This window comes from Nostoc sp. NOS(2021) (assembly GCF_017115025.1).
Lineage (GTDB): Bacteria > Cyanobacteriota > Cyanobacteriia > Cyanobacteriales > Nostocaceae > Nostoc.
The window spans coordinates 25,228-48,498 of sequence record NZ_JABXKM010000203.1 but is presented as its reverse complement, the minus strand read 5'-3'; the positions used below and the strand labels follow the sequence as shown (position 1 = coordinate 48,498).

Below are 23,271 nucleotides of genomic sequence, written 5' to 3'. Positions count from 1 at the left end.
AAACCTGAGTCAATACTCTCGCAAATGTTAAGAAAGATCCGGGTAATGGATAGCCTACAAGCGGGGAGGGGAGCGTTTGTTTTACTCAAATGAAATGTGGGGTGGGGTTCTTTATTTTTGATTTATGCAAGAGGTCTTATCTTGAAACCTGTAGTTTTTCCCTGATGAAAAGGATTCGCCCTCATCTCCCAACCCCGAATCCCAGATATGAGATTCGGGGATACAGAATTTCAAAGTCCCTCTCCCAGAGATGGGAGAGGGATTTAGGGTGAGGGCAAAAACTACGGTTCTCAACTTAGATGAGGTTTATTCGGATTTTTGCAAGAAGTTTATTATGTCAAAATCGCCCCGCCCATCAAGCGCTCATACCGATACTTCAACTCTTCTTTCATCAAATACCAGCGCTCTAAAGTAACATCCATTTCTATTATTTTCTCTGCTGCTTGCCGTGCTAAAAGTAAAACTTCTTCATCTTCAACCAAACTCGCTAAGGTAAAATCTGGCACTCCAGATTGACGAGTTCCCAGTACTTGCCCTGGCCCACGAAAACGCATATCCATCTCAGAAATGAAAAAACCATCCTGAGATTGTTCCAACACCTTCAGCCGTTGTTGTGCATCAGGACTTCTGGAACTGCTCATCAACAAACAGTAAGACTGAGCCGCGCCACGACCGACACGCCCCCGCAGTTGGTGCAATTGTGATAAACCAAACCGCTCGGCATTTTCAATGAGCATTACTGTAGCATTAGGTACGTCTACACCAACTTCAATAACGGTAGTAGAAACCAAAATTTGCGTTTGGTTATCACGGAATTTGGTAATCGCTTCATCTTTCTCGGCTGAACTCATGCGACCGTGCAGCAGCCCCACTTGAAAGTCAGGAAAAACGCTTTCTTGTAACTTTTGATGCTCTTCCACAGCCGATCGCAGATCCAGTTTTTCTGATTCTTCCACTAACGGCAAAACCACGTAAACTTGTCTACCTTGGGCAATTTCTCGGCGGATCAGGTCATAAGCATGGTTGCGTTGCTGACCTGACAATACTGTTGTCTGAATCTTTTGCCGTCCTGGTGGTAACTCATCAATTTGGCTGACATCCAAATCCCCGTGTATCGTCAGTGCCAAGGTTCTGGGAATCGGGGTAGCTGTCATAGTTAACACATGGGGTTGCTCACCTTTTTGCTGCAAACGCGCCCGTTGTTCTACCCCAAAGCGATGCTGTTCATCGATCACCACTAACCCCAGTTGCTGGAAGTTTACGGGGTCTTGAATCAAGGCATGGGTTCCCACTAACAGAGGTAATTCACCAGTTGCTAACTGAGAATGTATTTGTCTTCGTTTGGCAGTTTTGGTGGAACCTGTCAGTAATTCCACTGGTAAATGCAAGAGGTTAAACCAACTAACTAACTTGCGATAATGTTGTTCTGCCAAAACTTCTGTAGGAGCCATCAGCGCTGCTTGGTAGCCAGATTGAATTGCTGCGAGGATAGCCAGCACCGCAACAACCGTTTTACCAGAACCGACATCACCTTGCACCAAACGATTCATTGGCACAGGTTTCTGCAAGTCGTTGAGAATGTCATTGAGAACTCGTTGCTGTGCGCCAGTGAGTTGAAAAGGCAGTATTTCGTGGAATTTCTCTACAAGTTGACCGCGTGGGACAAGGATGGCGCTGGTTTGAATCGCCCTTGCTTGCTGCTGACGTTGCAATAACCCAAGTTGCAGGTAGAAAAATTCATCAAACACTAGACGACGACGGGCAACTTGTAGAGCGGCGCTATCGCTGGGAAAATGGATATTAGCGATCGCATCTTTCAATTCCATCAAACCATACTTCTCTCGCAAACCACTTGGCAAGGGGTCTTTCATCTGAGCCGCAGCTGGTAAAGCAGCAATTACTGCCTGTCGCACTGTATTCGCCACCACACCCTCAGTGAGTCCATAAATTGGCACCACCCGCCCAATATTCAGCGACTCAATCGAATCTCCTGGATTTGCCAAAACCTCTAGTTCTGGATTATCCAGTGTCAAGCCGTATTTACTTTCTTTCACCAACCCACACGCCGCCAGAATACTACCTACTGCATAACGGCGTTTTAAACTTTCTTGCCAAGCGCGACTACTAAAGCGCGTACCTGCGTAAAAACGACCAATTTTGATTTGACCGCTATTATCTTTTACAATCAGTTCTAAAATTGATAATTTCTGATTCTTAGGGCTAGTAAAGCAGTTGCAACGCTTTACTGTAGCCACGATTGTCACCGTCTCACCCGCCTGTAACTCGCGGATATTCACCTGACGCGCATAATCAATATGGTCACGGGGATAGTAGAAAAGCAGGTCGCGGACGGTGTATAAACCAAGCCGTGCCAAATTATCAGCTTTTTTGAAGCCTATTTCTGGTAAATCACTGAGTTTTTGCTCAATTTTCGGGGCAAGCCTCCGACTCACCTCAGAGATGATTTTAGATTTTGGATTTTGGATTTTGGATTGATAAATTCTCCCCTGCTCCTCTGCTCCCCTGCTCCCCTGTTCCCCCTGCTCCTCCTGCTGTAGTTGGGATAGATACCTGCGAGTCTCTGCTACTAAGTGTTGTCTTTCTTCCAGTGCTAGATGTGGATAACTAGCAAATTGCACCGCTAGTCCTTGCCAACGGCGGCGTTCAGTTTGGGGCAAGCCTGTTGGGAATTTGCCCAAAGTTAGGCTCAGAAATTCACTGAAGCGGTATTGTTTGCCCATCAAGTCTGTGAAGCCACGTTCGGCTTCTATTGCCAAGGCTTTGTGCAATCGTATCCAATCTGGTTTTTCATTAGTCATTGGTCATTGGTCATTAGTCATTGGTCATTAGTCATTGGTCATTGGTCATTGGTCATTTGACTCTGGACAAAGGACAAAGGACAAATGACTAATCCTCAAACCAACTAGCACGCCATGCAGCTTCAGCTTCCGCGATCGCTCTTTCTCGATGTTTCTTTTGATACTCTCGTCCTAGCTTGTTTAGCTGAACTAAAATACTACGGATTTGCCTACGCTCAGAGGAGAGTGTCACATCAGCAAATTCAATTTCCCCTAGCCGCAGGTTAATAGCCATGATTTGCGTCAGTCCAGAATCTTCTGACTGCTGCTCATTTTCAATTTCAATTACTAAGTTTAATAAGTTGGGTGGCCCTGGCATTACCTCACCAGATGCTTCTGATGCAGCCGCAGCCGCAGCTGCTAAAATCGGTTCTGGTAATTTTTTGGGTAATATCCCAGCTTTTTGTAATAAAAGATTAGCATCATGCGAAAGTTTTTTCAGTATCTCTTGCATGACCTCTTCTAAGTTCTGTTGCCATTTTGCCAGTTCTATAGGACTAGAGGTGTCGGGGGTAAGAGGCTCAGGAGTAGATATGCCCAGTATCACAGGAGATGAGGATGTTACTCCCCCATCTTGCCCATCTTGCTCATCTTCCTCATCTGTTTCATCTGTTTCATCTCCCCCTGCTTCCTCACTTTTAATACAAGTGAGCAATTGCTCAGATGCCAGTTGACCCAACTTGCGGATAGCTTGTTGCAATTGTTGGCGCTGATTCAATGATAAATGCAGAAAGTTTTCGGAATACCCCTGAGTACAAAGGTGGTAACTTGCGAGAATCAACTGTTTTCGTACAGCTAGCCCCAAGGTGTTTAGATAACTAGCATAAGCGCTTTGTAGTTCTACTGCGATCGCCCGAATCGCTTCTTTCAGTGCTACAATATCCCGTTCAATTCGCTCGATTGCTCTTGCCATATCTTTTCGTTCTTGCCCACATGAACTATTACATAGTACAAATGTACAAATTTATTTTAGGATAACTTTCTAGAGGATTTTAAATTTTAAATTAAATGCGATATTTCGCGTCTCTAATAATAAAATACAGGTCAGGCTATTTGCTTGACCTGTTTGGTAAAGAGTCATTAGTCATTAGTCTTTTGTCCTTGGTAAAGACTAATGACCAATGACTAATGACCAATGACTAAATATTACTTGCTGCCAATTTGTGCAGCGACTTCATCAGCAAAGTTACTTTCTTGCTTTTCAATGCCTTCGCCCAGTATATAGCGGACAAAGCGACTCACTTGAATTTCTTCGCCTAATTGCGCCTTCACTTGCTTCACCAAGTCTTCCACGGAAATACTTTGATCGCGAATGTAAGGCTGATCGAGCAAAGCCAATTCTTTCAGGCGTTTTTCAATCCGTCCCTGAACAATCTTTTCTTTGATGTTATCTGGCTTGTTCGCCAAATCATCCTTGCCCATTTCAATGTTTTTTTCCTTTTGGGCAATTTCGCTAGGGATTTGGTCTACGCTCACATACTCGACGTTTGGGCAAGCTGCAACTTGCATTGCAGTGTTCCGTGCCAAGCTTTGGAACTCTTGATTAGCAGCCACCCCCTCAGTTTGGGAACCCAGTTCTACCAATACACCAACTCGACCGCCAGTGTGAATATAGCTGTCTACTATACCTTGCGTACCTTCTGCTAATGCAAAATTGATAAAGCGACGCACTTGAATATTTTCACCAAGGGTGGCAATGGTTTGCTTGATGAATTCTTCTACAGTCCCACTTTCATTATCAATATAGGGTTGAGCCAACAAAGACTCAACACTATCAGCTGTCGCTGCTTGCTTTGCTAGGTTCTTAACTAAAGCCTTAAAAGCCTCGTTACGAGCAACAAAGTCGGTTTGGCAGTTGACTTCTATGAGTACTCCCACTCGACCACTAGGCTGAATGTAAGTGTCTACCAGACCTTCTGCCGCAATGCGATCGCTTTTTTTACCAGCTGAAACTAAGTTCTTTTTCCGTAGCCAATCTACGGCTTCTTCTATGTTGCCATCAGTCTCTTGCAGCGCCTTTTTGCAGTCCATCATGCCGGCACCAGTTTTTTGGCGTAGCTCTTGGACGAGTTTTGCAGATATTTCCGCCATGTTGCCTCAATTCCTAACTTGACCTCGAGTTGTAATCGCTCACGGGTGTTGAGTATTTCTATCTTACTCAGGGCTGGGGGAGAAAAAATAATGAAGTTATAAGGTATGAGTTTTTTCGCCTCTACCTTAGCCTACGAGTTGCCGCAGGCTAGGACGGATTGCTGCTACTCTGCAAACAACCGCCCTCCCTCGGACATTTACTTCACCCCTGCTTTGCTTATTCCTCTACTTCCTCATCGGGAATTACGGCATCAGTATATTCGCTTTCTTCGTAGTCTTCGTCATACTCACTGCCTTCGTAATCTTCGTCATACTCTTCAGCATCCAGCTGACCGTGACGACCTTCATAAATGGCATCCGCCAATTTTCCGACTATCAGCTTAATTGACCTGATAGCATCGTCGTTTGCTGGGATGGGGATATCTACTACATCTGGGTCACAGTTTGTATCCAGCATAGACACAATCGGAATATTCAGCTTTTGGCATTCTTGAACTGCGTTATATTCCCGCCGTTGGTCTACAATTACCACGATATCGGGCACTTTCCGCATTGTTTTAATGCCGCCCAAGTATTTCTGAAGCTTCGTCATTTCCCGACGCAGCATTGATGCTTCTTTTTTCGGTAATAAATCTAGTGCGCCAGTTTCCTCACGGCGTTCTAAATCTTTCAGACGGTCTACCCGTGTTTTGATGGTTGCCCAGTTGGTCAACATTCCGCCCAACCAGCGTTGGTTAATGTAGTGGGAACCGCAACGGGTGGCTTCTTGGGCAATAATTCCAGCTGCTTGCCGCTTGGTGCCGACGAAAAGAAATTTCTTCCCTTGTTCTGCGTGCGATCGCATATAGTTGTAGGCATTATCCATCAACTGGGCAGTTTGCACCAAGTCGATAATATGTACACCATTGCGGGAAGTGTAAATGTAAGGAGACATTTTTGGGTTCCAACGCCGGGTCTGATGCCCAAAGTGAACCCCTGACTCCATCATTTGAGCCAATGAAACGACTGGCATATAAATTCTTAACTCCGATTCGGGTTAAACCTCCATCCAAGTGCATTTCCCAACTGGGAAACACCCGAATTCTTAGATGTGCGAGATTAGTTAACCATACTAGGTTAGCACATTTGGAAGAGTTGTTGTTGGTTGACAGAGTGAGGGCTATGCTTTATATCAAATGCTATCAACAGCGATCGCCACGCTTACTTATACTTGTTTTTGACATACTCCCTGACCTAAAGGTACAGGGATTCTAATTCATGGTTCACAGAAATCCGCTTGCTATATCAAGTTTCCCATCAATAGTATTGGTGGTCTTCTCCCCATGCTTTCCCTCAATAGAGGCAGATCCCTTTTGCCCAAAGGTACTGTTGTTCTGCCACTCAACTCCTAATATCTTCATACCCTTCTTGAGGATATTAATCGCCGCATTCGTATCACGGCATATTTCAACCCCACAGGATGAGCATGAATGAGTTCTGGTGCTAAGTGATTTTTTTACTCTATGTCCACAATGACTACAGTCCTGAGATGTGTAGTTAGGCGACACTACCACAACTGCTTTATCCCAGATTTTTCCGTAGTACTCTAGCCATTGAGTGAACTGATACCAACTAGCGTCAGAAATAGACTTAGCCAAATGGTGATTTTTGACCATGTTCGCAATCTTCAAATCCTCATAGACAATCACATCGTTAGAGTGAACCACGCATCGGGCTTGCTTTATAGCCCAATCTTTACGCTGTCTTTGGATTTTTAGATGAACTCTACCTAATCGTTTTCGCGCTCTATGGTAGTTATTTGATTGAGGTTTTGCGCCTTTTATAAATTTTTTACTAAGTCTTCTCTGAGCTTTTTTGAGTCTACGTTCTGACTTTCTTAAAAATTGGGGATAAATTACAGTATTATCATTTTGGTCTTTAGTGAAAAACTTTAACCCTAAGTCCAAGCCAACAACGTTACCAGTGAATTCCCCAACTTCCTTGCGGTCAGCATCAAAACAAAATTGAGCGTGATAGCCATCTGCTCTTCTGACTACTCGTACACGGTTAATCTTAAGTCTATGAAGGTCTTCCCGTGTTTCTTTGTTGCAGAATAAAGACAATGTTCCAATTTCAAAACCATCAGTGAAATTGATGCTCATGCAATCATCCGATAGTTTCCATCCCGAAACCTTATACTCTACAGAACGACAATGTTTTTTAAACTTGGGATATCCTTTCTTTTTCTCCTGCTTTTTACAACGCTTATAGAAACTTGAGATAGTCTGCCATGCTCTTTCGGCACTGGCTTGACGGGCTGCGGAGTTTAACTTCAAAGCAAAGTCGAACGATGCAGCTAAGTCTTTGCACAGCTTATATAAGTCAGCTTTACCAACCCCTTGATTATCCATCCAATAGCGAACCGCTTTATTTCTAATAAATTGGGCAGCGCGAATGGCATCATCAAGAGCTTGGTATTGTTCCTTAGTTCCCTTTATTAGCTTGGCTTCTCTTACTATCATCTCTATATTTTATCATAGAATATTGCAGATAAAATAATATAAAGCCGTCCTTTATGACGGGGCTTTTACCCAATTTTTCGGTAACATTTTTCCGATTTCACAGTCACTTACTCATTAGTGCGATGTCTATGACCGGGATAAGTCTTGAGTTTCTTTTAATAAATAATGGGTACCTAAATGATTTTCATCTGTCTTTAAGTAGTGTTCATGGATATAACTATTTAAATAGTTCCGAATAGTTTTAGATTTACATAATAGAACTTGCTCAGGATGATAAGTTTCAAAAACTGAAAGAATTTCTTTAGGCGTTATACTTTTCGATTCTATCCTTATATTGGATAGAACCGCAATTTCTGGAGGAACACGTAAACCTGAATAAAAAGCATAAATTGGGCAATCTGTAAAAACCCATTTAGTATATTTTTTATACTTTAACATAATGTTAACAAATTGAATATTATCCTTACTTTGCTCTATGTATTTATGGTTTTCTAAAATAATTACTCCTAATTTAATCGGAGTCACAAAAATTGAGAAAATTACAAATCCTGCTGCTAAACCAGAAACGGTGACTTTTTTGAAATTACTAGGCTTAAACTGAGAGTACCATCTCCGCTGTTGAAAAAAATCAACCGATAATGTTAATCCATATGTCGCTAACCAAGTAAGAGGAATAGACAGTAAAAGGTAGTGATGATACCAGACTGGCCGATGATTAATCAAAACTATATAACCTGTTACAAGCCAAATTATCGGAAAAGATTTTTCCCATTGTTTCTTTTGAAAAATAATTATAATTGCCAGAATAGCTAAAAGTAAATAATCAAAATCCTGAAGTAGAAATGACAAAACTAAACTCAGACTATTTCCGATAGGAAAAGCTGTTTTTACATTGTTATCCAAATGCGATTTTAGTAATTGTTCATAAGTGAGAGAGTTACAAAAAACACCAATTATTATGAAAACGCTAGCAAAAGCAGTTAGCCATAACATGGCATCAAAAAATATACTCCACTTTGATTGGCCTTGACAACGTTTTTTCCAATTGAATTGTAATAGCTCAAATATAATTAAAGGAACTAGAAAAGCAGTAAATAATTTTATTTGTAAAGAAATTCCTAGAAGTCCTCCCGATATAATAATGAAAATTTTAGATTTTTCTTTATCAAAATTTTGTTGATATAGACTCAATGTAAAAATTGAGAGCATAACCATTGCCAGAGATTGCAGACCAATCATCACAGAAATACTAAGTCTCAAAAAATTGCATGAAATTATTAACAATAAAGTGCCAATAATGGCTGGGATCTTTCCTAAATGAATACGTAGAGTCTGGCAGAAAGACCATACAAGTATTGTTGAGTAGGTCAAAGTTAAAAGCCGTGCAGAGTAGATTGACTTGCCAAATAAACGGAACCAGGATGCTAAAATAACTGTTGAAAGAGGAGGTTGGTCATTCCAAATCTGTGTATACATAGCAAACCCATCTGAGTACAAGCTAGTTTTAATCAATTCAATCCCTTCATCACTTGAATCGAATTGAAACACTTGCTCAATCGGCATGAAATAAATAGTAAAAATAAAAAAACTAGCTGGTATTAAGAAGTTAAATAATAAAAATATTTTTAGCTTATTGGCGCTCATATATTATGTATTCTATAGAAGTTTGTACGTTGATTTTTAAAACTTTGTGGTTTCCTGATTCTACTTATCCCTAACTTGAGATGTGCAAGCTTTTCAAAATATAACTGGATAACTCACAAAATCCTTCCCCTTCGGCAGCAGTGGTAATATAAGCGGGGTGATATTTTAACTGATTCACATATTCCAGGACATTCGCCACGCCTACAGAAACAGGAAAATAACGCCGCTCAAATAAACTTTCATCATTGGGGCTATCGCCAACAGTGACAATTTGTTCTGATGAATACTGGGGCAAATATTCGCGCAATACCTGCAACAATCCCACAGCTTTATCTTGCCCTTGGGGTTTAATGTGACACTGGACGTTGCTATATGTAAATCCCCAGCCCATTTGTTGACAGAGATTGTCTAGGGTTTGTAGTTCATCTTGACGCAAACCAGCTACATCAAAAGTCCAGTCTGTGATGCGAAAGCGATTATCAGCAGATTCTTGGATTTGGGGAAATTTAGTTTGTAAATTCTCAAAAGTCGTAGCCAAGTGCTGGCGATGTTGAGCTAAATCGGGAATGGGTGTTAAGACTACTGGTTTCTGGTTCCCAGGTGGAAAGTACAAACCGCCATTTTCTGCCATAGCACCGGCCACTGGCATAATCGCACTCAATCCACTCACCCACCCAGCAGAACGTCCTGTGACAATCAGCACCTTAATGTCAGCTGCCGCTAAATCCTCTAAAGCTTGCAGCAGTGCGGGAGTAAATTTTCCTCGCCTAGTTAGGGTGCCATCCATATCTGTGGCTATCAGGCGAATATTGCTCAGGCAAGTAGATGAAACCTCAGACAGGGCAAGGAGGCTCAAATGTCTGGACATATGCGGTTTGTAAAGGGCTGTAAAAAATATTAATGATACAGCAAGATGGCATTGAAGATTTGGGCATCCTAAACAGCAGGAGTCAAGTTTTTCAGTTTCCCAACCATGCCCACTTCGATCTTTCTTGCCCTACCCTCCGGGACAAAGACTAAAAAGCCATCCCAGGAAGTGCCAGCAAGTAATCCTCAAATACTACCATTATTGGTGGTAAGCTCTGGAGGACTGGCTTTAGCGGTGATTGCTTTGATTGTGTATAGTAAGCTCCAGATGAATAAGCTGGAGAAAAAACTTAAGTTTGAACAATTCCGTGCGCGAGAACTAGAGAAAAAATTTAAGCTGGCGCTGGAAACAATTCGCAAAATGGAAACTAATCCCGATTTGGTCAACTCACGGGACTTTAACCTAGATTATCTGCGAATGCGGATGGCAGAGGAGGTGTTTCATTTTGCAATCCTTAATCAAGTGAAGATTCAGATCAAAGATAAAATTACTCAAGCCCTGCGTCCAAATCAAGCCCAACAAGGATCAGTCGGAATTGCTAATAGCGCTGGACGGCAAGTAGATGAAATTTTTGATGTAGAGTATGAGACTGGTAGTCCAGGGAATTCTGCCAAGCGAGTGCTGTTTCGCATTCAAATTCGGTTAACGAAGTTACCGACGCAAGCGACTTCTGCAACTATTAGTCAAATTATTGACTGTATAGAAACTTACCTAAGCCCGATAGAAAACGAAGATAGTTGGCAACCAATAATTCAAGGTCGGATTGCTACCATGCATTGGGATCAAAAGGCTAAACCTACGCCTCTACTGGTGCTGGAGCAATCGAATGAAGGGGTGAATGTGACTTTTCGTACTAGTCGCCAACCAAATGCCCCAACTCCGCCAAATCAACCTGGAATGAAAAAATCAGGCTCGACTAGATAATAAATTATGGCTGTCATTAGTCATTTGTCATTTGTCATTTGTCATTTGTCCAATTGTAGATACAAATGACCAATGACATAGAAGCTTTGTGCAAGGTAGGACAACCCTTATGAGTAAATAGGCTCTGTTTATTTGCGTCACAGCTTAGTTATGAGTGATGATTCCTCACTTTGGAATCATGACTGAATAGCTGCATTGGGGGAATTACGGGTTAAAAGACCATCTTCCATTTCTACGATGCGATCGGCTATGTCTAAAATGCGGTTGTCGTGTGTCACTAATAAGATAGTAGTTCCCTGATTTTTGGCTAGACTCTGCATTATTTCCACAACATCGCGTCCTGATTGTTTGTCTAATGCTGCTGTTGGTTCATCAGCTAGCACCAGTGGGGGACGATTCACTAGGGCGCGAGCGATCGCAATTCTTTGTTTTTGTCCACCAGAAAGATTGTCTGGGTAGTAATCTACTCGTTCTTCTAGACCAACTGACCCCAGCATGGCTTTTGATTTAGCCACTGCTTCTGTTTGAGAAATATTATTATTCAATTCTACCGCCATTTGCACATTTTGCTTCGCTGTCAAGAAACCTAGCAAATTGTGAGCTTGGAAAATATAACCAATGTTGCGTCGCATCTGTACCAGTTTGTTTTGACTGACGCCAACGAGTTCTTCACCTAAAAATTTTAAACTTCCCTCTTGTACAGAGCGCAAACCACCAATTAAGCTCAGTAATGTTGTTTTACCTGAACCTGATGGCCCGGTCATAATTACAATTTCACCAGGATAAATTTCTAGGTTGATGTCAAATAATATCTGTTTTCTCAGTGCGCCTTTGCCATAGTAGTGATTGAGATTTTTAATGTCAATTACAGGTTCTTGTCTCATCATAAATTTGTTAGCTATATGATTAATTGTAAGCTCAGATTATCACCCATATCTTTTAATTAATATTGAATTAATTAAAAGATATCTGCTGGATCGGCAGAACGTAATTTTCGGACTGCGATCGCACCAGAAATAATACACATCATCATAGTCAAAAACAACACCATTACCGCCCGATCAAAACTCATAAAAACTGGTAAAAGTGTCGCTTCTCTGGCACTTTTATACATAAATAAAGCAAAAACTATTCCAGGAAAATATCCTAAGACTGCCAACAGTAAAGCCTCTTGAAGGATGACTGTCAATAAATAGTTTTGTGTATAGCCTATTGCCTTGAGAGTAGCGTACTCAGCTAAGTGATCTGCAACTTCTGTATAAAGGATTTGATAAACAATTACAGTCCCCACAATGAAACCCATAACAGTTCCTAATGTGAAAATAAACCCAATAGCTGTACTATTTGCCCAATAATTCCGCTCAAAATCAATAAATTCTTGCTTAGTTAAAACATTTACCTCGTTAGGTAAATACTTTCGTAATTCTTGGGCAACAACTTTAGCATCTGCTCCCGGTTTTAATCTAATCAGTCCAATATCAATTAACCCTTGCTGACGATTGGGAAATATCCGCATAAAGTTAAGATCACTGGTAATTAAATTACCATCAGCGCCAAATGATGCACCTAATGTAAATAGTCCCCCTACTTTAATTCGCCGCCTTCGCACTTCTGCTGTTACAGTCTTTCCTTGTTCATAATCAGCAGCAATTGGGCCATACTCCACCCTGGAAGAACGGTCAAATAACACTACATCAGGCAGTTTAAGTTTATCTAAATTCTCCTGAACTCCAGGTAAGTTAACTAGGTTATTTTCTGGGTTCATTCCAAAGACAAGGATACTACGAGGACGGCCTGTTACAGGATTTTTCCAGATTGTAAAGTCCAAATATATCGGATGTACTGATTGTACTGCGGGTAAATCTAAAGCTTTATATAATCGCCGTTGAGAAAAGCTCCTCATCGCCAGGACAGCGCTAGATTGACTGTTAATTAAAACAATATCGCCTTGCAAGCTGTTATGGAATCGAACGTTACTATAATACAGAGCATCCCGGAAGCCGAGTTGCATAAACATTAAAATATCAGCGAAAGCAATTCCTGCCAAAGCCACAGCTAGGCGAGTTTTTTCTCTTGTCAGTTGTAGCCACGACAGAGGTATTTTTTGATTCATTTTCTAGGCATCCATGCACAGTTAGCGATTTGAGGTTTTAGATTTTTCGTTGAATCCATTGGGGTGACGCTATTATCGAATTTAAAGAATGTTTAAAATTGATGATACAGCCTAATTAAGAACATTCCCAATCCAAAATATCAAATCACAAATTGGTAATACTGCTCACCTATAACTTGATTAGTTATTAATTTCGACAACAACTTTAGCGTAAGTTAAACCAGAAACTTTATGGCTATCTTCTGAAGGCAGAGCAATTTTCACTTCTACGACTCTGGCATCCACATCTGCTGCTGGATCTGTATTCAGCACATCTTTTTTACCAATTTTTCTGCCAATTTCAGTGACAGTTCCCTTTAATTCGCCGCTAAATGCTCCATTATCGCTGGTGATAGTGGCGTTTTGACCAATACGCACTTTACCAATACTGTCTTCGGGAACTTCAGCAATCACAAACATTTGGCTGGTTTGGCCAATTTCAGCAATACCATTTGCACCGATCGCTTCGCCCGATTTGGTGTAAACTTTTAAAATCTCTCCAGCGATTGGTGCTTGAACGTAGCTCAACCTTAGTTCTGCTTCGGCTTTTCTGACATTTGCGATCGCATTACTAACTTGGGCTTGCGCTACTTGCACATCGGTAGGACTGACATCTAAAATTTTGCTCAGTTTGGCCTTTTCTTCATCGATTTGTCTTTGCAAAGTTGCTAAAGTTTTGTCACGGTTAACTTTGGCTTCGATTAGCTGTTGTTGCAAAGTTGCTAAATTTTGTATTTGATTAGCTCTAGCCTCGGCAAGTTGCTGTCGTAGAGTTGCCAATGTCTGCTTCAGGGTAGCTTGGCTTTCAGCAACCTGCTGATTAGAAGTTACTGCACTCAAGCGTCTTCTATCCCGCTCTTGCTGAGAAATCGCACCTTCTCGGTATAAATAATCATAGCGTCCGGCATCGACTTGGGCATTGCGCTGTTCGGCTTGGACACGTCCAATTGTCGCTCTTAGGACATCTCTTTGCCCACTAAGTTCAGCTTCTAGGCGATTCACTGTTGCTTGTTGGACGAGTTTACCCCCACTTAACTGAGCTGCAATCCGGGCGATCGTTGCTTGTTGAGCATCCCTTTCCCCAAGTAACTGCGCTTGTAAGCGACCAATAACTGCTCTTTGGGCTTGAATATCTCTTGGAGATCCGGCTCTGACTTGCGCTAAATTCGCACGGGATTCTTGGACTTTGGCTTTTGCCTCTTCTAGTCCGGCTATTTGGGTATCGCGGTTGTCCAAAATTGCCACAATTTGACCTTGCTTTACCTGTTCACCCTCTCTCACCAGAAGTTGCTGAATTCGTGACGATGGTGCTAATCCTGATGATGGGGCAGACAATTTAACAACTTCGCCTCGCGGTTCCAAACGCCCTACAGCACTAATGCTATTGGTAGACGGCATTATGGGTACGGATGTAGTTAGTTTTCTCAACTGCTCGATTTTGGCTGTACCTAGTATCCCAGCGGCGATTACTACTGGCACAGCGACAGCGATACCCCACCAAATCTTAGGTTGTTCATGATTAAGTGGCTGCTCACTTGGCTTTGGCTTTTCAGTCACCCTTGACATAGTATGTTGCCCGTTTACCTGAATTGTGCTGATGGAAGTAAAAATAAAAGGGTTTTTTATCAACAGCCAGCCGCTTAAGACAAACAACAGTAGTTTAAAGCTGGGTATAGCTTAAAATCCATTGTGTGATGAACATTCAACACTATGGCTTTGCAAAATGGTGTTTTCTATAGTGCTTCTCGTTTGTATGCAATACACTTTGACCTCTCTCCAAACCTCTCTCCTAAAAGGAGAGAGGCTTTGAGGCTTACTCCCCAACGCTAGCAGGGAAGGGGCTGGGGGTTAGGTCTGTATTGAAACTAAGAAGCGCTATAGTAGCTGGCTATTCAATAACTCTGAGTATTATTAAGACATGAGTGCAATGGGAGTTAGCAGAATTCAGAAACAGTATGAATCTAGATGTGGAGATGCGATATATCGCGCCTTTACACAAAATCCTAAATTGGTATGATGCGGTACTTTACTGCTACATTCACTACGGCTATAGTTAGTCACAAAATTGAAAAGAAACATCAAAAATAGACTGTTGCCTTTGTTGGACACAATCTTGCTACAAAAGTTAGTCTTCCTTAAGTGAATCAACGATTAACTAACTAAAAAATGTCTGTCAACTTGAGCATTTTTAACATTAGAGTTTCCTTAACTTTCTGGTCAATGAGTTAGCTGTCTCTAGTTGCTTACACCTACCAAGACAACAAACCATTTTGTGATATTCGCTTCAAAGACCTTACTATTCTCCCTGCTGCTGTTTTGGGACTCCATTAAACTCTCGTTGAATGAATTCTACATTTATCCGTTATCGGAAAACGTAACAGAGCTTACAGATAGAAAACTGTGAGTCTCGCAAACCAAGCAAAGTTAAAAAGGATTTCAAAATTCCGGTTGCTACTTACGGTTATACCCAAGTTGAGCGATCGCAGCACTCGATGCAGAGAGTGCTGATATTTTGGCGGGAATTCGGGGAATGTTATAAGAGTGCTGGTTTCTAACGAGCGAATTGCCGCATAAAGGCGGGATAGCTGCACTAGACTAGAAGTAGGTTGAATTGTCTCGACATTTAACAACACTAGCATTATCTATGAAAGCAATTGAAACCACAGCGACAATTAATGAGAGTGGACAACTTACGCAGGGTAAATAGCTGGGATTCATCAAACCACAGCGCGTTCGTGTTATCCTCTTACTTTCCGAAAATGACGAAACCGATCCAGATGAAACACCTACAGAAGTTCGCACAGATGGAGGCGTTGACGGTGTTGCTGGAAGAAGAAGCGGAAGTGGATGAAGTTTCACTTCTAGAATAAAAATACCCAATCACAATAGAAGTAGTAACAGTCACAGGTGAAGACAAATGAGTCCAGAACAAGAATTATTAGAAAAATGGCGAACGCTTGACAAAGAAAAACAGGAAGAAGTTTTAGATTTTGTAAAATTTATTCATGCAAAAATGGTGAAAACTCAACCTCTAACCCCTGCAAATAAATCTCAATTGGGAAAACGTCTGCGGCAAATACGTGCCGAAATCGTTTCTTCTGGCGAACATTTGTTAACTCAAGATGAACTTGAAAAAGAAATTGCTAATCGTCGCGGTGGGTTACAGGAAACTGATACATGAAGATAAGTTTTATTGATTCTGGGGTACTAGTTGCTGCCGCTCGGAGTGTGGGGGAATTATCCGAAAAAGCTCTTTCTATTCTAGAAGACTCGGAACGGGAATTTGCTTCCAGCGTGTTTGTTAAGTTGGAAGTAATTCCCAAAGCAATTTCTAATCGACAAACAAAAGAATCTGAATTTTACGAAACATTTTTTAGCAGTATCACTTATTGGGCGAATGATTTAGACAAAATTGTTCAAGATGCTTACCAAATTGCTTCTCAGTATGGTTTAGCAGCTATGGACGCGCTTCATGTAGCGGCGGCGTTGTCAGTTGGGGCAGAGGAATTAGTCACAACTGAGAAAAGAACAAAGCCTATGCATCGAGTAACTAGTATTTATGTAGTTTCTATTTTTGATTAAGTTCAAACATAGTCGATTGTCCTCATGACACTGCACAGTATACGGAGGACGGAATGATTATTGTTCGTACTTCTGATTTTCGTGTTGCAGAGTTAGACCTTTCACAAACAAAATTTGTTTCAAAAGAAACTTTTGACAAGAGAGTTAAGCGTTTAAAACCTGTAAAAGGTGACATTTTATATAGTCGGGAGGGTGGTATTTTTGGTATTGCTTGCCCTGTACCTGATGTAGAAATTTGTATGGGTCAGCGAATGATGTTACTACGTGCTGACAAAAATATTTATCTAACAGTGGAGTAGGTGCAACCTTACTCAAACGACGATTGGAAGCCATCAGCAAAATCTTTCAAGTTTGCATAATTGATGCCCGACCCCAGCGATCGCGCTGGTGCATGAATGGAGCGATCGTAAGCGCAAGCTATTTAAGCCTGAACATATTCGCAAAGCTTGGCAGCGTTTACATGAGCAAAACTGGCTAACTCCGAAGTAATTGTTATAAAAATTTTTCCTAAGACCTTCGTTGGCAAGTTCCAGCACAGGGTTTTTTGCAAATGGAACACACGATAGTTTGTTGGTACTCTATAATCTGCTGACTAGTAAAATACTTTTCCCTAATCCAAACTACGAGGTGTCGAGGAGGGTATTCCCAGCTTTTGGCGAATAGATTCAATTCTCCAGCCTTCAGATTCGGCATTATCCTCGACAGTATCTGATAAGATTCCCATAGCACCCATTATGTAACTTTATGAGCGATCGCATTTTTTAGGGGCGATCGCTCAGTTAAGATTTCCTTGTTATATAGTTCCCTGGTAGCTACAGAAATTAACAAGAAGCTGAAGCTTGAGTAGTTTGATATGGTTGGAAGCGATCGCTTGTTTTTTACCTGATCTCACCAAATCGCGTTGCTCCCGTCCTAGACTTAAGCCTAAAGGCTTTTTGCCGCTTTCATCCCGCACCTTTAGTGAAGTGTTTATCGGGTTTCAGCAGTATTTGTATTCACAGGATATGGCAGCTTAATTTGGGAGGTCGAATAAAACTGTGGTCATGTAATGTTCTGCCCAAGCTGGGCCAAAGGCTTTTTCTAATACGCGGCGGGTTTTATCGTTTTGCTGCTGTTTGGTGCAGTAGTTGTGTTGTCCGGCGAGATTTTGCGTGACTTGTTCAACTGAAACAGGATGTGAGGCGATCGCTTGGGTGCAATGAATGTCTAAAAATTCTCGCACCCGCGAGAGAAAGATTGTTTCTTCTTCTGGGGAACTGGGGCGCACAAAGATGCAAAAATCCGAAAAAATATTTCCCCATTCAGGTAATTCACGGGGTTGCGAAAAGTTAAGCACTGTTAGCTGTTTCAGTGCAGAAGTATAAGATTCTGGTAAGGTGCGCTCTAATTGAATCGGTGAAAGGTCTGCGATCGCTGCACTAATTTGACCTCTACCCCCAACTAAATCGCAACCAAACATCGGCAGGTTGTATTCTGGACGGGGAAACATGACGCAGTGCAAAATATCCAGCATATTTCCGATTTTTGCCAGTTCCAAGTGCATTTTCCGAAACTGGGGCGTTTGATAGCAGCGATTTTCAATCGTCAGTTTTTCGCCTTCTAATCTACCTTCCACATACCCCAACTCATCAGGCAAATGGTAGGGCGATAGATCCAGGTGCTGATGCCAAGCTGCCTCAATACAATCAGCTAGCTGACGAATTAGGGGATGTTGTTGCTCACGCAGCGAGGGCATAGAAGTAAATGACATATTATAGTTGGGAATGCGATCTAGTGGCCAGTCTACAACCTGTCGTGCCATACCTGTTGTAGACTGCAACATAAGCAAACACTTAATGGGCATTGGGCATTGGGCATTGGGCATTGGGCATTGGGCATTGGCAGGGGACTATTGCCAAAAATCAGTGACATCATATCCCAATTCTGCCAGCATGTGCCGCAGCAGGGGTAAACTGAGTCCAATGACATTGCTGTGACAGCCTGCGATTTTTTCTACGAAGAAACTACCAAAACCCTCAATGGCAAAGGCACCAGCGCACTTGAGGGGTTCACCTGTGGCAACATAAGCTTGAATGGCGCGATCGCTCATTTCAGCAAAGTAAACTCTTGTGACTTGAGACTTGACTAAAGTGCGATTTTGGTCTATGTCAATTAAGGCATGACCTGTGTACAAATCGCCAAAGTTACCTTGCATTATCTGCCAACGAGCGATCGCTTCAGAGATATCTGCTGGTTTGCCGTAAATTTCACCATTGATTGACAAAACTGAATCACAACCCATAATCAAAGCCGATTCAAACTGCGGGGCTACAGTTTGTGCCTTGTAGTCGGCAAGAGTTTTGACCAATTCTGCTGGATCACTTAGTTCAATTTGCGACTCATCAAAGTCACTGGGTTTAACTATCGGTTCAATACCAACAGTTTGCAGCAAGCGGTGTCGGGCTGGGGAAGCTGAGGCAAGTACAAAAGGTGGAATTTTCATGAGATTTCAGAAAAACTTGGTAATTGGGTATTGGGCATTGGGCATTGGGCATTGGGCATTGGTGATTAAGTTTCTTCCCTATTCCCTATTCCCCATTTTCCATTCCCTATTCCCCAATTAATAAACAGAAAAAGAATTGACAACCTCATCAATCATTCGTTTAACTCTCTGCCAGCGTTTTTCAGGAATTGAGGCGTTGAGGGTAAAAAGTTTACCACGGCTAACAACGACGCTGGCGATGTTGTGCCGTTGCTGTTGATTGGGGAGTTTAACCTCATATTCTAAAAGGTAGTATGTTTTACCGTCTACTTCTCGCTCTGCGGCATTGACTAATTCAGCTGAACGACCAGAGTCAGGAGGCGCGAGAGCAGCTTTTCCTAATTTATATCCTACTTCTGTTGGGGTTCCCAATTCTGACAAAGTTTTGCCTTCTGGAACTGGGCTAATCACAACGGAAACATTTTCAGACACCTCAATCAAATCGTGGAAAACCACATCTGGCCCATTGGCAACTTTAACTTGCAGCCAGCCGTTAGGATATAAAAACTCATAGCCATCACTACTGTCTACAAAGCTTTTAAGTCCAGCCGCAGCCGCAACACCAGAATTACTCAGACTGAAGCTCAACACCAACAGCAAAATTAATACAATTCGTTTCCACATTTCTATAGATTCCTTTGGGCTGGAGATAACACAAGGCTTGCATCATTTCTCGTTATTATTCTCCCACCAACCGGGACGCTTCGGATGACGCATTAGATGGGGAGGAATCAATGCCCAAATGTCGGCAAATGCTCTCTAGTGTATCGCCTTACTGATGAAGCGGTGTGAAATGCGTAAGCGTAGCTCGTCGTAGACATCGCTTACCTCAAATTTTACCAGTTGCAGCCCTACCCGCCTCGGAATGAATTCCAAGGCTAATAGCGAAAGTCATCTTAAAGATTATTGGAAGATTTTTAACCATTGCGGGAATACTAGATGCAGTAAATTTCATCAAAAACAGCACGTACATGGCTCTGTGGCGACTTTACTATCATCTTATTTGGGCGACAAAAGAGCGACAGCCACTAATTACGAGTCGTGAAGCGTAAAGCCCCCGTGTTTTTAACCGAGGGATATAAGCGAACAGGATAAATTTATTTATCCATATCTTACCTAATACTGTAAGATAGGTTTATGGCAAAACTAGCACTAACACTAAAACTTTCTTTTTACCGACTAAACCAAATAAAAGCACTTGAGTTTGAACGTATGACAACGGTTAACACTCAAGTTGCTAACGATTTGCTATTAGTCGATAAAAAAGAACGTAAAAAGTTAACTAGTTCTGCTTTTCGTCATATAGAAATTGGTTCAGCCTGGATTAATCAAACAATCCGCAACACTAATGCTAAAACGAAAGTAAAGCATTTTAAGCGGATGTGGCTAGAAGTGAATAACCAAAACTTTGAAATATCCAAGCAAGGCAAATTCTACACCGTTGCTTTTAACTTGTTAAGAGGGCGGAAAGGGCGAATACCTCTTGATATTCATTCAGCTTCGCATACGGATACATTAGATAAGATTATTTCTGGAGCCGCTAAACTTGGTTCGCTGAAATTATGTAAATCTAAAAAGGGTATCTGGTATGCACTGATATCTGTATCGATGGATGTTCCCAATGCAGGTGAAGTTAAAGGTTGGATTGGAGTAGATAGAGGTCAAAATAATATTGCTGTTGCTGCATTACCCAAAGGGTTTGGTAGGTTTTGGAAGGGTGGTCGAGTTAAGGAATTGAGACGGCAGTTTCAACGCACTCGGCGCAAACTACATTCATCTAAACAACTTAAGGAAGTAAAGCGACTAGAGCAACGTGAAAGACGTATCATGACCCATATTAACCATGTCATTTCAAAGCAATTGGTACAGTTTGCCCAAGACTTTGGAATGGGATTGCGGTTTGAAGATTTGTCTGGTTGCCGTCAGACAATGAAGCAAAAGAAAAAAACAAAATCTGATAGCGAAGCGGTAGCGAGTCTTCGAGCGTCTGCTGCCAATAACCGTGATAGTTGGGCATTCTATCAGCTTGAATTATTTACCAGATACAAAGCGATTCGTGCAGGTATACCAGTTGAGTCTGTACCAGCCCCATATACGAGTAAATCTGATCACCGTAATGGTGTATTAGGAGTACGGAATGGAGATTGGTTTCGGGGCTTTGATGGGTATAGGTGCAATGCTGATTGGAATGCTAGTCAAAATATTGGTCAATGGTTAGGTTTTTCATGCCCTCTGAGTCTTCAGAAAGCTGTAGTTGCAATAGCTACAGTTGATGCAGAGGGTGCGGTCAATGACAGTCCGTTAACAAGTGTTGCGTCTTAGCGGGTGGATTTATCCCCCGCTAAGACAACCGCTAGAATCGCCGTCAATAAATTGGCGGCGAGTGTCAAAATTCCCTTGTTGACTCAAAAAGTATTTCTCGACCTATGACGAATCAAGCTCCTATCCCGGTTATTGTCAACGGTGCTGCTGGTAAAATGGGCCGTGAGGTGGTTAAGGCGGTGGCGCAAGCGCCTGACTTAAACCTAGTGGGTGCAATTGACCACAGTCCCGAACATCAAGATAAAGACGCTGGAGAGTTGGCGGGTTTAAGCGAACCCCTGGAAGTGCCAATTACCAATCAATTAGAGCCGATGTTAGGGTATGTGGCTGGTGACAGAAAGTCTCCTCCAGGAGTGATTGTAGACTTTACCCATCCTGATTCAGTTTATGACAATATTCGTAGTGCGATCGCCTACGGGATTCGTCCTGTAGTCGGCACCACTGGGTTAAGTCCAAAACAAATTCAAGACTTGGCAGACTTTGCCGACAAAGCTAGCACTGGTTGTCTAATTATTCCTAACTTCTCCATTGGTATGGTGCTGTTGCAACAAGCCGCAGTCATAGCTTCCAAATATTTTGACCATGTGGAAATTATCGAACTGCATCACAACCAAAAAGCTGATGCTCCCAGTGGTACTGCCATTCAAACGGCGCAGTTACTAGGAGAATTGGGTAAAACTTTTAACCCGGCTGTTGTAGAAGAAACGGAGAAATTACCAGGAGCTAGAGGCAGTATAGCAGAAGAAGGGATTAGAATTCATAGCATTCGCTTGCCAGGATTGATTGCCCATCAGGAAGTTATTTTTGGCGCACCAGGACAGATTTATACTCTACGACATGATACGAGCGATCGCGCTTGTTATATGCCAGGAGTGCTACTAGCGATTCGCAAAGTCTTAGCGCTAAAGTCGTTAGTATATGGATTAGAAAAGATACTTTAAACTTTAAACAGACAATTGGGCATTCATCACTCAGCACTCATGTTAGTACCACTGACTCGCCAGAAATTTGAACAAGTTGTCCCCCTAATTGCAACTGGTTTGCAATACAAGTACTACTGGGGGAAATTCTCAAATTTTTTGCAACGGCTGTTAATTTCTGTAGTTGCCGTAGTTGCTATTTTGCTTGCGACATTCGTTTTCAAACTTGAGTTTGCTTCAATAGTATTTGTCCTAGGGGTAGTTAGCGCTTTTTTTTGGCTGTGGTATCCAGTGTTTCAAGCAAGTATGCGGAATTTACAATGCCGCCGTTATAAATACGGCGGCTTTTTCCGTGGTCGAGTGCTAGATTGGTGGATTACAGACCAGTTAATGGGTAAAACCGAAACAGTCAACAACAAAGGTGAATTGGTAATTATAGAAAACCGAGAAAAACAGATAAACTTAGAGGTGGGTGATGACACAGGATTTAGGATTGAGTTTGTAGCACCATTACGTTCTGCCCACAAAGTTATTACTCGCGGCCAAATTGCAGAAATGGTAGTGATGTCAAATCGCGCAGATTTGAGCAGTATTGAACAATTCAGCGATATATACTTTCCCAGTCGTGACCTGTGGGTTAGTGATTATCCTTATCTGCGGCGGGATTTCTTTAACGAAGTCGGTCGCCGCTTGCGTGAAGACCAACAACAAAAGCCACGTCGGCGGCGTCGTAGAGTAGAGGATTGAAGAAGAAGTGATATCATGTCCGCTTGATTACTTATAGGACTTACGCATTGACAGAGACAACTAACTGTGAATTACGTCTCGTTACAAGGCTCTAGCCTTGTAATGCTCTTGTGTCCGGCTCTGCCTCCTGGTTTGACGGGA

The 23,271-nt window shown here is 42.0% G+C and carries 22 protein-coding genes; 8 read left to right on the top strand and 14 right to left on the bottom strand.

Going from position 1 to position 23,271, the window contains the following annotated elements; all coding sequences use genetic code 11:
• Positions 1-332: 332 nt before the first annotated feature.
• The 7 genes from recG to HWQ41_RS22470 form a co-directional block, all read right to left on the bottom strand.
• Positions 333-2,819, bottom strand: coding sequence for an ATP-dependent DNA helicase RecG (recG, locus tag HWQ41_RS22500; RefSeq protein WP_292767756.1), 2,487 nt, complete (start codon positions 2,817-2,819; stop codon positions 333-335).
• Positions 2,820-2,907: 88 nt separating this feature from the next.
• Complete coding sequence (locus tag HWQ41_RS22495) at positions 2,908-3,771, bottom strand: hypothetical protein (RefSeq protein ID WP_292767753.1); 864 nt, start codon at positions 3,769-3,771, stop codon at positions 2,908-2,910.
• A 233-nt stretch (positions 3,772-4,004) separates the two neighbouring features.
• Positions 4,005-4,949, bottom strand: coding sequence for a translation elongation factor Ts (gene tsf / locus HWQ41_RS22490; protein WP_292767750.1), 945 nt, complete (start codon positions 4,947-4,949; stop codon positions 4,005-4,007).
• Positions 4,950-5,166: 217 nt separating this feature from the next.
• Positions 5,167-5,961 carry a 30S ribosomal protein S2 gene (gene rpsB / locus HWQ41_RS22485; protein ID WP_292767747.1) on the bottom strand — a complete coding sequence of 265 codons (795 nt, stop codon included), beginning with the start codon at positions 5,959-5,961 and terminating at the stop codon, positions 5,167-5,169.
• A gap of 250 nt (positions 5,962-6,211) precedes the next feature.
• Positions 6,212-7,450: a transposase gene (locus tag HWQ41_RS22480; protein ID WP_292767744.1), complete on the bottom strand. Its 1,239-nt coding sequence runs from the start codon at positions 7,448-7,450 to the stop codon at positions 6,212-6,214.
• 126 nt (positions 7,451-7,576) lie between these two features.
• Positions 7,577-9,094 (bottom strand): glycosyltransferase family 39 protein, encoded by a 1,518-nt coding sequence (locus HWQ41_RS22475; RefSeq protein ID WP_292767741.1) that lies wholly within the window; start codon positions 9,092-9,094, stop codon positions 7,577-7,579.
• 70 nt (positions 9,095-9,164) lie between these two features.
• Positions 9,165-9,962 carry an HAD family hydrolase gene (locus HWQ41_RS22470; protein WP_292767739.1) on the bottom strand — a complete coding sequence of 266 codons (798 nt, stop codon included), beginning with the start codon at positions 9,960-9,962 and terminating at the stop codon, positions 9,165-9,167.
• Between the two features lie 105 nt (positions 9,963-10,067).
• Between HWQ41_RS22470 and HWQ41_RS22465 the strand changes: the two genes are divergently transcribed.
• Entirely contained in the window at positions 10,068-10,886 is an 819-nt protein-coding gene (locus tag HWQ41_RS22465) for a hypothetical protein (RefSeq protein WP_292767736.1), read from the top strand.
• 176 nt (positions 10,887-11,062) lie between these two features.
• Here HWQ41_RS22465 and HWQ41_RS22460 read toward each other — a convergent pair whose 3' ends face one another.
• The 4 genes from HWQ41_RS22460 to HWQ41_RS22445 form a co-directional block, all read right to left on the bottom strand.
• Positions 11,063-11,770, bottom strand: a complete 708-nt coding sequence (locus HWQ41_RS22460) for a DevA family ABC transporter ATP-binding protein (protein WP_292767762.1) — start codon at positions 11,768-11,770, stop codon at positions 11,063-11,065.
• A 74-nt stretch (positions 11,771-11,844) separates the two neighbouring features.
• The gene (gene devC, locus HWQ41_RS22455) at positions 11,845-12,999 is read right to left on the bottom strand and encodes an ABC transporter permease DevC (protein WP_292767733.1); all 1,155 of its coding nucleotides are present in this window, start codon (positions 12,997-12,999) and stop codon (positions 11,845-11,847) included.
• Between the two features lie 180 nt (positions 13,000-13,179).
• Entirely contained in the window at positions 13,180-14,604 is a 1,425-nt protein-coding gene (locus HWQ41_RS22450; RefSeq protein WP_292767731.1) for an HlyD family efflux transporter periplasmic adaptor subunit, read from the bottom strand.
• 818 nt (positions 14,605-15,422) lie between these two features.
• Positions 15,423-15,677, bottom strand: a complete 255-nt coding sequence (locus tag HWQ41_RS22445; RefSeq protein ID WP_292767729.1) for a hypothetical protein — start codon at positions 15,675-15,677, stop codon at positions 15,423-15,425.
• Between the two features lie 278 nt (positions 15,678-15,955).
• Between HWQ41_RS22445 and HWQ41_RS22440 the strand changes: the two genes are divergently transcribed.
• From HWQ41_RS22440 to HWQ41_RS22425, 4 genes are all read left to right on the top strand, one after another.
• Positions 15,956-16,219 (top strand): hypothetical protein, encoded by a 264-nt coding sequence (locus HWQ41_RS22440; RefSeq protein ID WP_292767727.1) that lies wholly within the window; start codon positions 15,956-15,958, stop codon positions 16,217-16,219.
• Entirely contained in the window at positions 16,216-16,620 is a 405-nt protein-coding gene (locus HWQ41_RS22435; RefSeq protein WP_292767724.1) for a PIN domain-containing protein, read from the top strand. Before HWQ41_RS22440 ends, HWQ41_RS22435 begins: the two co-directional genes overlap by 4 nt.
• A 53-nt stretch (positions 16,621-16,673) precedes the next feature.
• The gene (locus HWQ41_RS22430; protein WP_292767722.1) at positions 16,674-16,919 is read left to right on the top strand and encodes a hypothetical protein; all 246 of its coding nucleotides are present in this window, start codon (positions 16,674-16,676) and stop codon (positions 16,917-16,919) included.
• Between the two features lie 540 nt (positions 16,920-17,459).
• Positions 17,460-17,636 (top strand): hypothetical protein, encoded by a 177-nt coding sequence (locus tag HWQ41_RS22425; protein WP_292767719.1) that lies wholly within the window; start codon positions 17,460-17,462, stop codon positions 17,634-17,636.
• Here the strand turns inward: HWQ41_RS22425 and HWQ41_RS22420 are convergent.
• From HWQ41_RS22420 to psbP, 3 genes are all read right to left on the bottom strand, one after another.
• The gene (locus HWQ41_RS22420) at positions 17,633-18,370 is read right to left on the bottom strand and encodes a phycocyanobilin:ferredoxin oxidoreductase (protein ID WP_292767759.1); all 738 of its coding nucleotides are present in this window, start codon (positions 18,368-18,370) and stop codon (positions 17,633-17,635) included. The genes HWQ41_RS22425 and HWQ41_RS22420 overlap by 4 nt on opposite strands.
• 138 nt (positions 18,371-18,508) lie before the next feature.
• Positions 18,509-19,102, bottom strand: coding sequence for a nucleoside triphosphate pyrophosphatase (locus HWQ41_RS22415; protein WP_292767716.1), 594 nt, complete (start codon positions 19,100-19,102; stop codon positions 18,509-18,511).
• A gap of 117 nt (positions 19,103-19,219) precedes the next feature.
• Positions 19,220-19,765, bottom strand: coding sequence for a photosystem II reaction center PsbP (gene psbP, locus HWQ41_RS22410; RefSeq protein WP_292767714.1), 546 nt, complete (start codon positions 19,763-19,765; stop codon positions 19,220-19,222).
• A 513-nt stretch (positions 19,766-20,278) separates the two neighbouring features.
• On the opposite strand from psbP, the gene HWQ41_RS22405 reads away from it, so the two are divergent.
• The 3 genes from HWQ41_RS22405 to HWQ41_RS22395 all read left to right on the top strand — a co-directional run bounded on the left by HWQ41_RS22405 (position 20,279) and on the right by HWQ41_RS22395 (position 23,130).
• Entirely contained in the window at positions 20,279-21,463 is a 1,185-nt protein-coding gene (locus HWQ41_RS22405) for a transposase (protein ID WP_292767712.1), read from the top strand.
• A 104-nt stretch (positions 21,464-21,567) separates the two neighbouring features.
• Positions 21,568-22,404 (top strand): 4-hydroxy-tetrahydrodipicolinate reductase, encoded by an 837-nt coding sequence (gene dapB / locus HWQ41_RS22400; RefSeq protein WP_292767709.1) that lies wholly within the window; start codon positions 21,568-21,570, stop codon positions 22,402-22,404.
• A gap of 39 nt (positions 22,405-22,443) precedes the next feature.
• Positions 22,444-23,130 carry a phosphate ABC transporter permease gene (locus HWQ41_RS22395; protein ID WP_292767706.1) on the top strand — a complete coding sequence of 229 codons (687 nt, stop codon included), beginning with the start codon at positions 22,444-22,446 and terminating at the stop codon, positions 23,128-23,130.
• The last annotated feature ends 141 nt before the right edge of the window (positions 23,131-23,271 follow it).

Coding starts and splice junctions, on each gene's coding strand:
- recG (WP_292767756.1), bottom strand. CDS start 2,819: ATGACTAATGAAAAACCAGATTGGATACGATTGCACAAAGCCTTGGCA.
- HWQ41_RS22495 (WP_292767753.1), bottom strand. CDS start 3,771: ATGGCAAGAGCAATCGAGCGAATTGAACGGGATATTGTAGCACTGAAA.
- tsf (WP_292767750.1), bottom strand. CDS start 4,949: ATGGCGGAAATATCTGCAAAACTCGTCCAAGAGCTACGCCAAAAAACT.
- rpsB (WP_292767747.1), bottom strand. CDS start 5,961: ATGCCAGTCGTTTCATTGGCTCAAATGATGGAGTCAGGGGTTCACTTT.
- HWQ41_RS22480 (WP_292767744.1), bottom strand. CDS start 7,450: ATGATAGTAAGAGAAGCCAAGCTAATAAAGGGAACTAAGGAACAATAC.
- HWQ41_RS22475 (WP_292767741.1), bottom strand. CDS start 9,094: ATGAGCGCCAATAAGCTAAAAATATTTTTATTATTTAACTTCTTAATA.
- HWQ41_RS22470 (WP_292767739.1), bottom strand. CDS start 9,962: ATGTCCAGACATTTGAGCCTCCTTGCCCTGTCTGAGGTTTCATCTACT.
- HWQ41_RS22465 (WP_292767736.1), top strand. CDS start 10,068: ATGCCCACTTCGATCTTTCTTGCCCTACCCTCCGGGACAAAGACTAAA.
- HWQ41_RS22460 (WP_292767762.1), bottom strand. CDS start 11,770: ATGAGACAAGAACCTGTAATTGACATTAAAAATCTCAATCACTACTAT.
- devC (WP_292767733.1), bottom strand. CDS start 12,999: ATGAATCAAAAAATACCTCTGTCGTGGCTACAACTGACAAGAGAAAAA.
- HWQ41_RS22450 (WP_292767731.1), bottom strand. CDS start 14,604: ATGTCAAGGGTGACTGAAAAGCCAAAGCCAAGTGAGCAGCCACTTAAT.
- HWQ41_RS22445 (WP_292767729.1), bottom strand. CDS start 15,677: ATGCTAGTGTTGTTAAATGTCGAGACAATTCAACCTACTTCTAGTCTA.
- HWQ41_RS22440 (WP_292767727.1), top strand. CDS start 15,956: ATGAGTCCAGAACAAGAATTATTAGAAAAATGGCGAACGCTTGACAAA.
- HWQ41_RS22435 (WP_292767724.1), top strand. CDS start 16,216: ATGAAGATAAGTTTTATTGATTCTGGGGTACTAGTTGCTGCCGCTCGG.
- HWQ41_RS22430 (WP_292767722.1), top strand. CDS start 16,674: ATGATTATTGTTCGTACTTCTGATTTTCGTGTTGCAGAGTTAGACCTT.
- HWQ41_RS22420 (WP_292767759.1), bottom strand. CDS start 18,370: ATGTCATTTACTTCTATGCCCTCGCTGCGTGAGCAACAACATCCCCTA.
- HWQ41_RS22415 (WP_292767716.1), bottom strand. CDS start 19,102: ATGAAAATTCCACCTTTTGTACTTGCCTCAGCTTCCCCAGCCCGACAC.
- psbP (WP_292767714.1), bottom strand. CDS start 19,765: ATGTGGAAACGAATTGTATTAATTTTGCTGTTGGTGTTGAGCTTCAGT.
- HWQ41_RS22405 (WP_292767712.1), top strand. CDS start 20,279: ATGGCAAAACTAGCACTAACACTAAAACTTTCTTTTTACCGACTAAAC.
- dapB (WP_292767709.1), top strand. CDS start 21,568: ATGACGAATCAAGCTCCTATCCCGGTTATTGTCAACGGTGCTGCTGGT.
- HWQ41_RS22395 (WP_292767706.1), top strand. CDS start 22,444: ATGTTAGTACCACTGACTCGCCAGAAATTTGAACAAGTTGTCCCCCTA.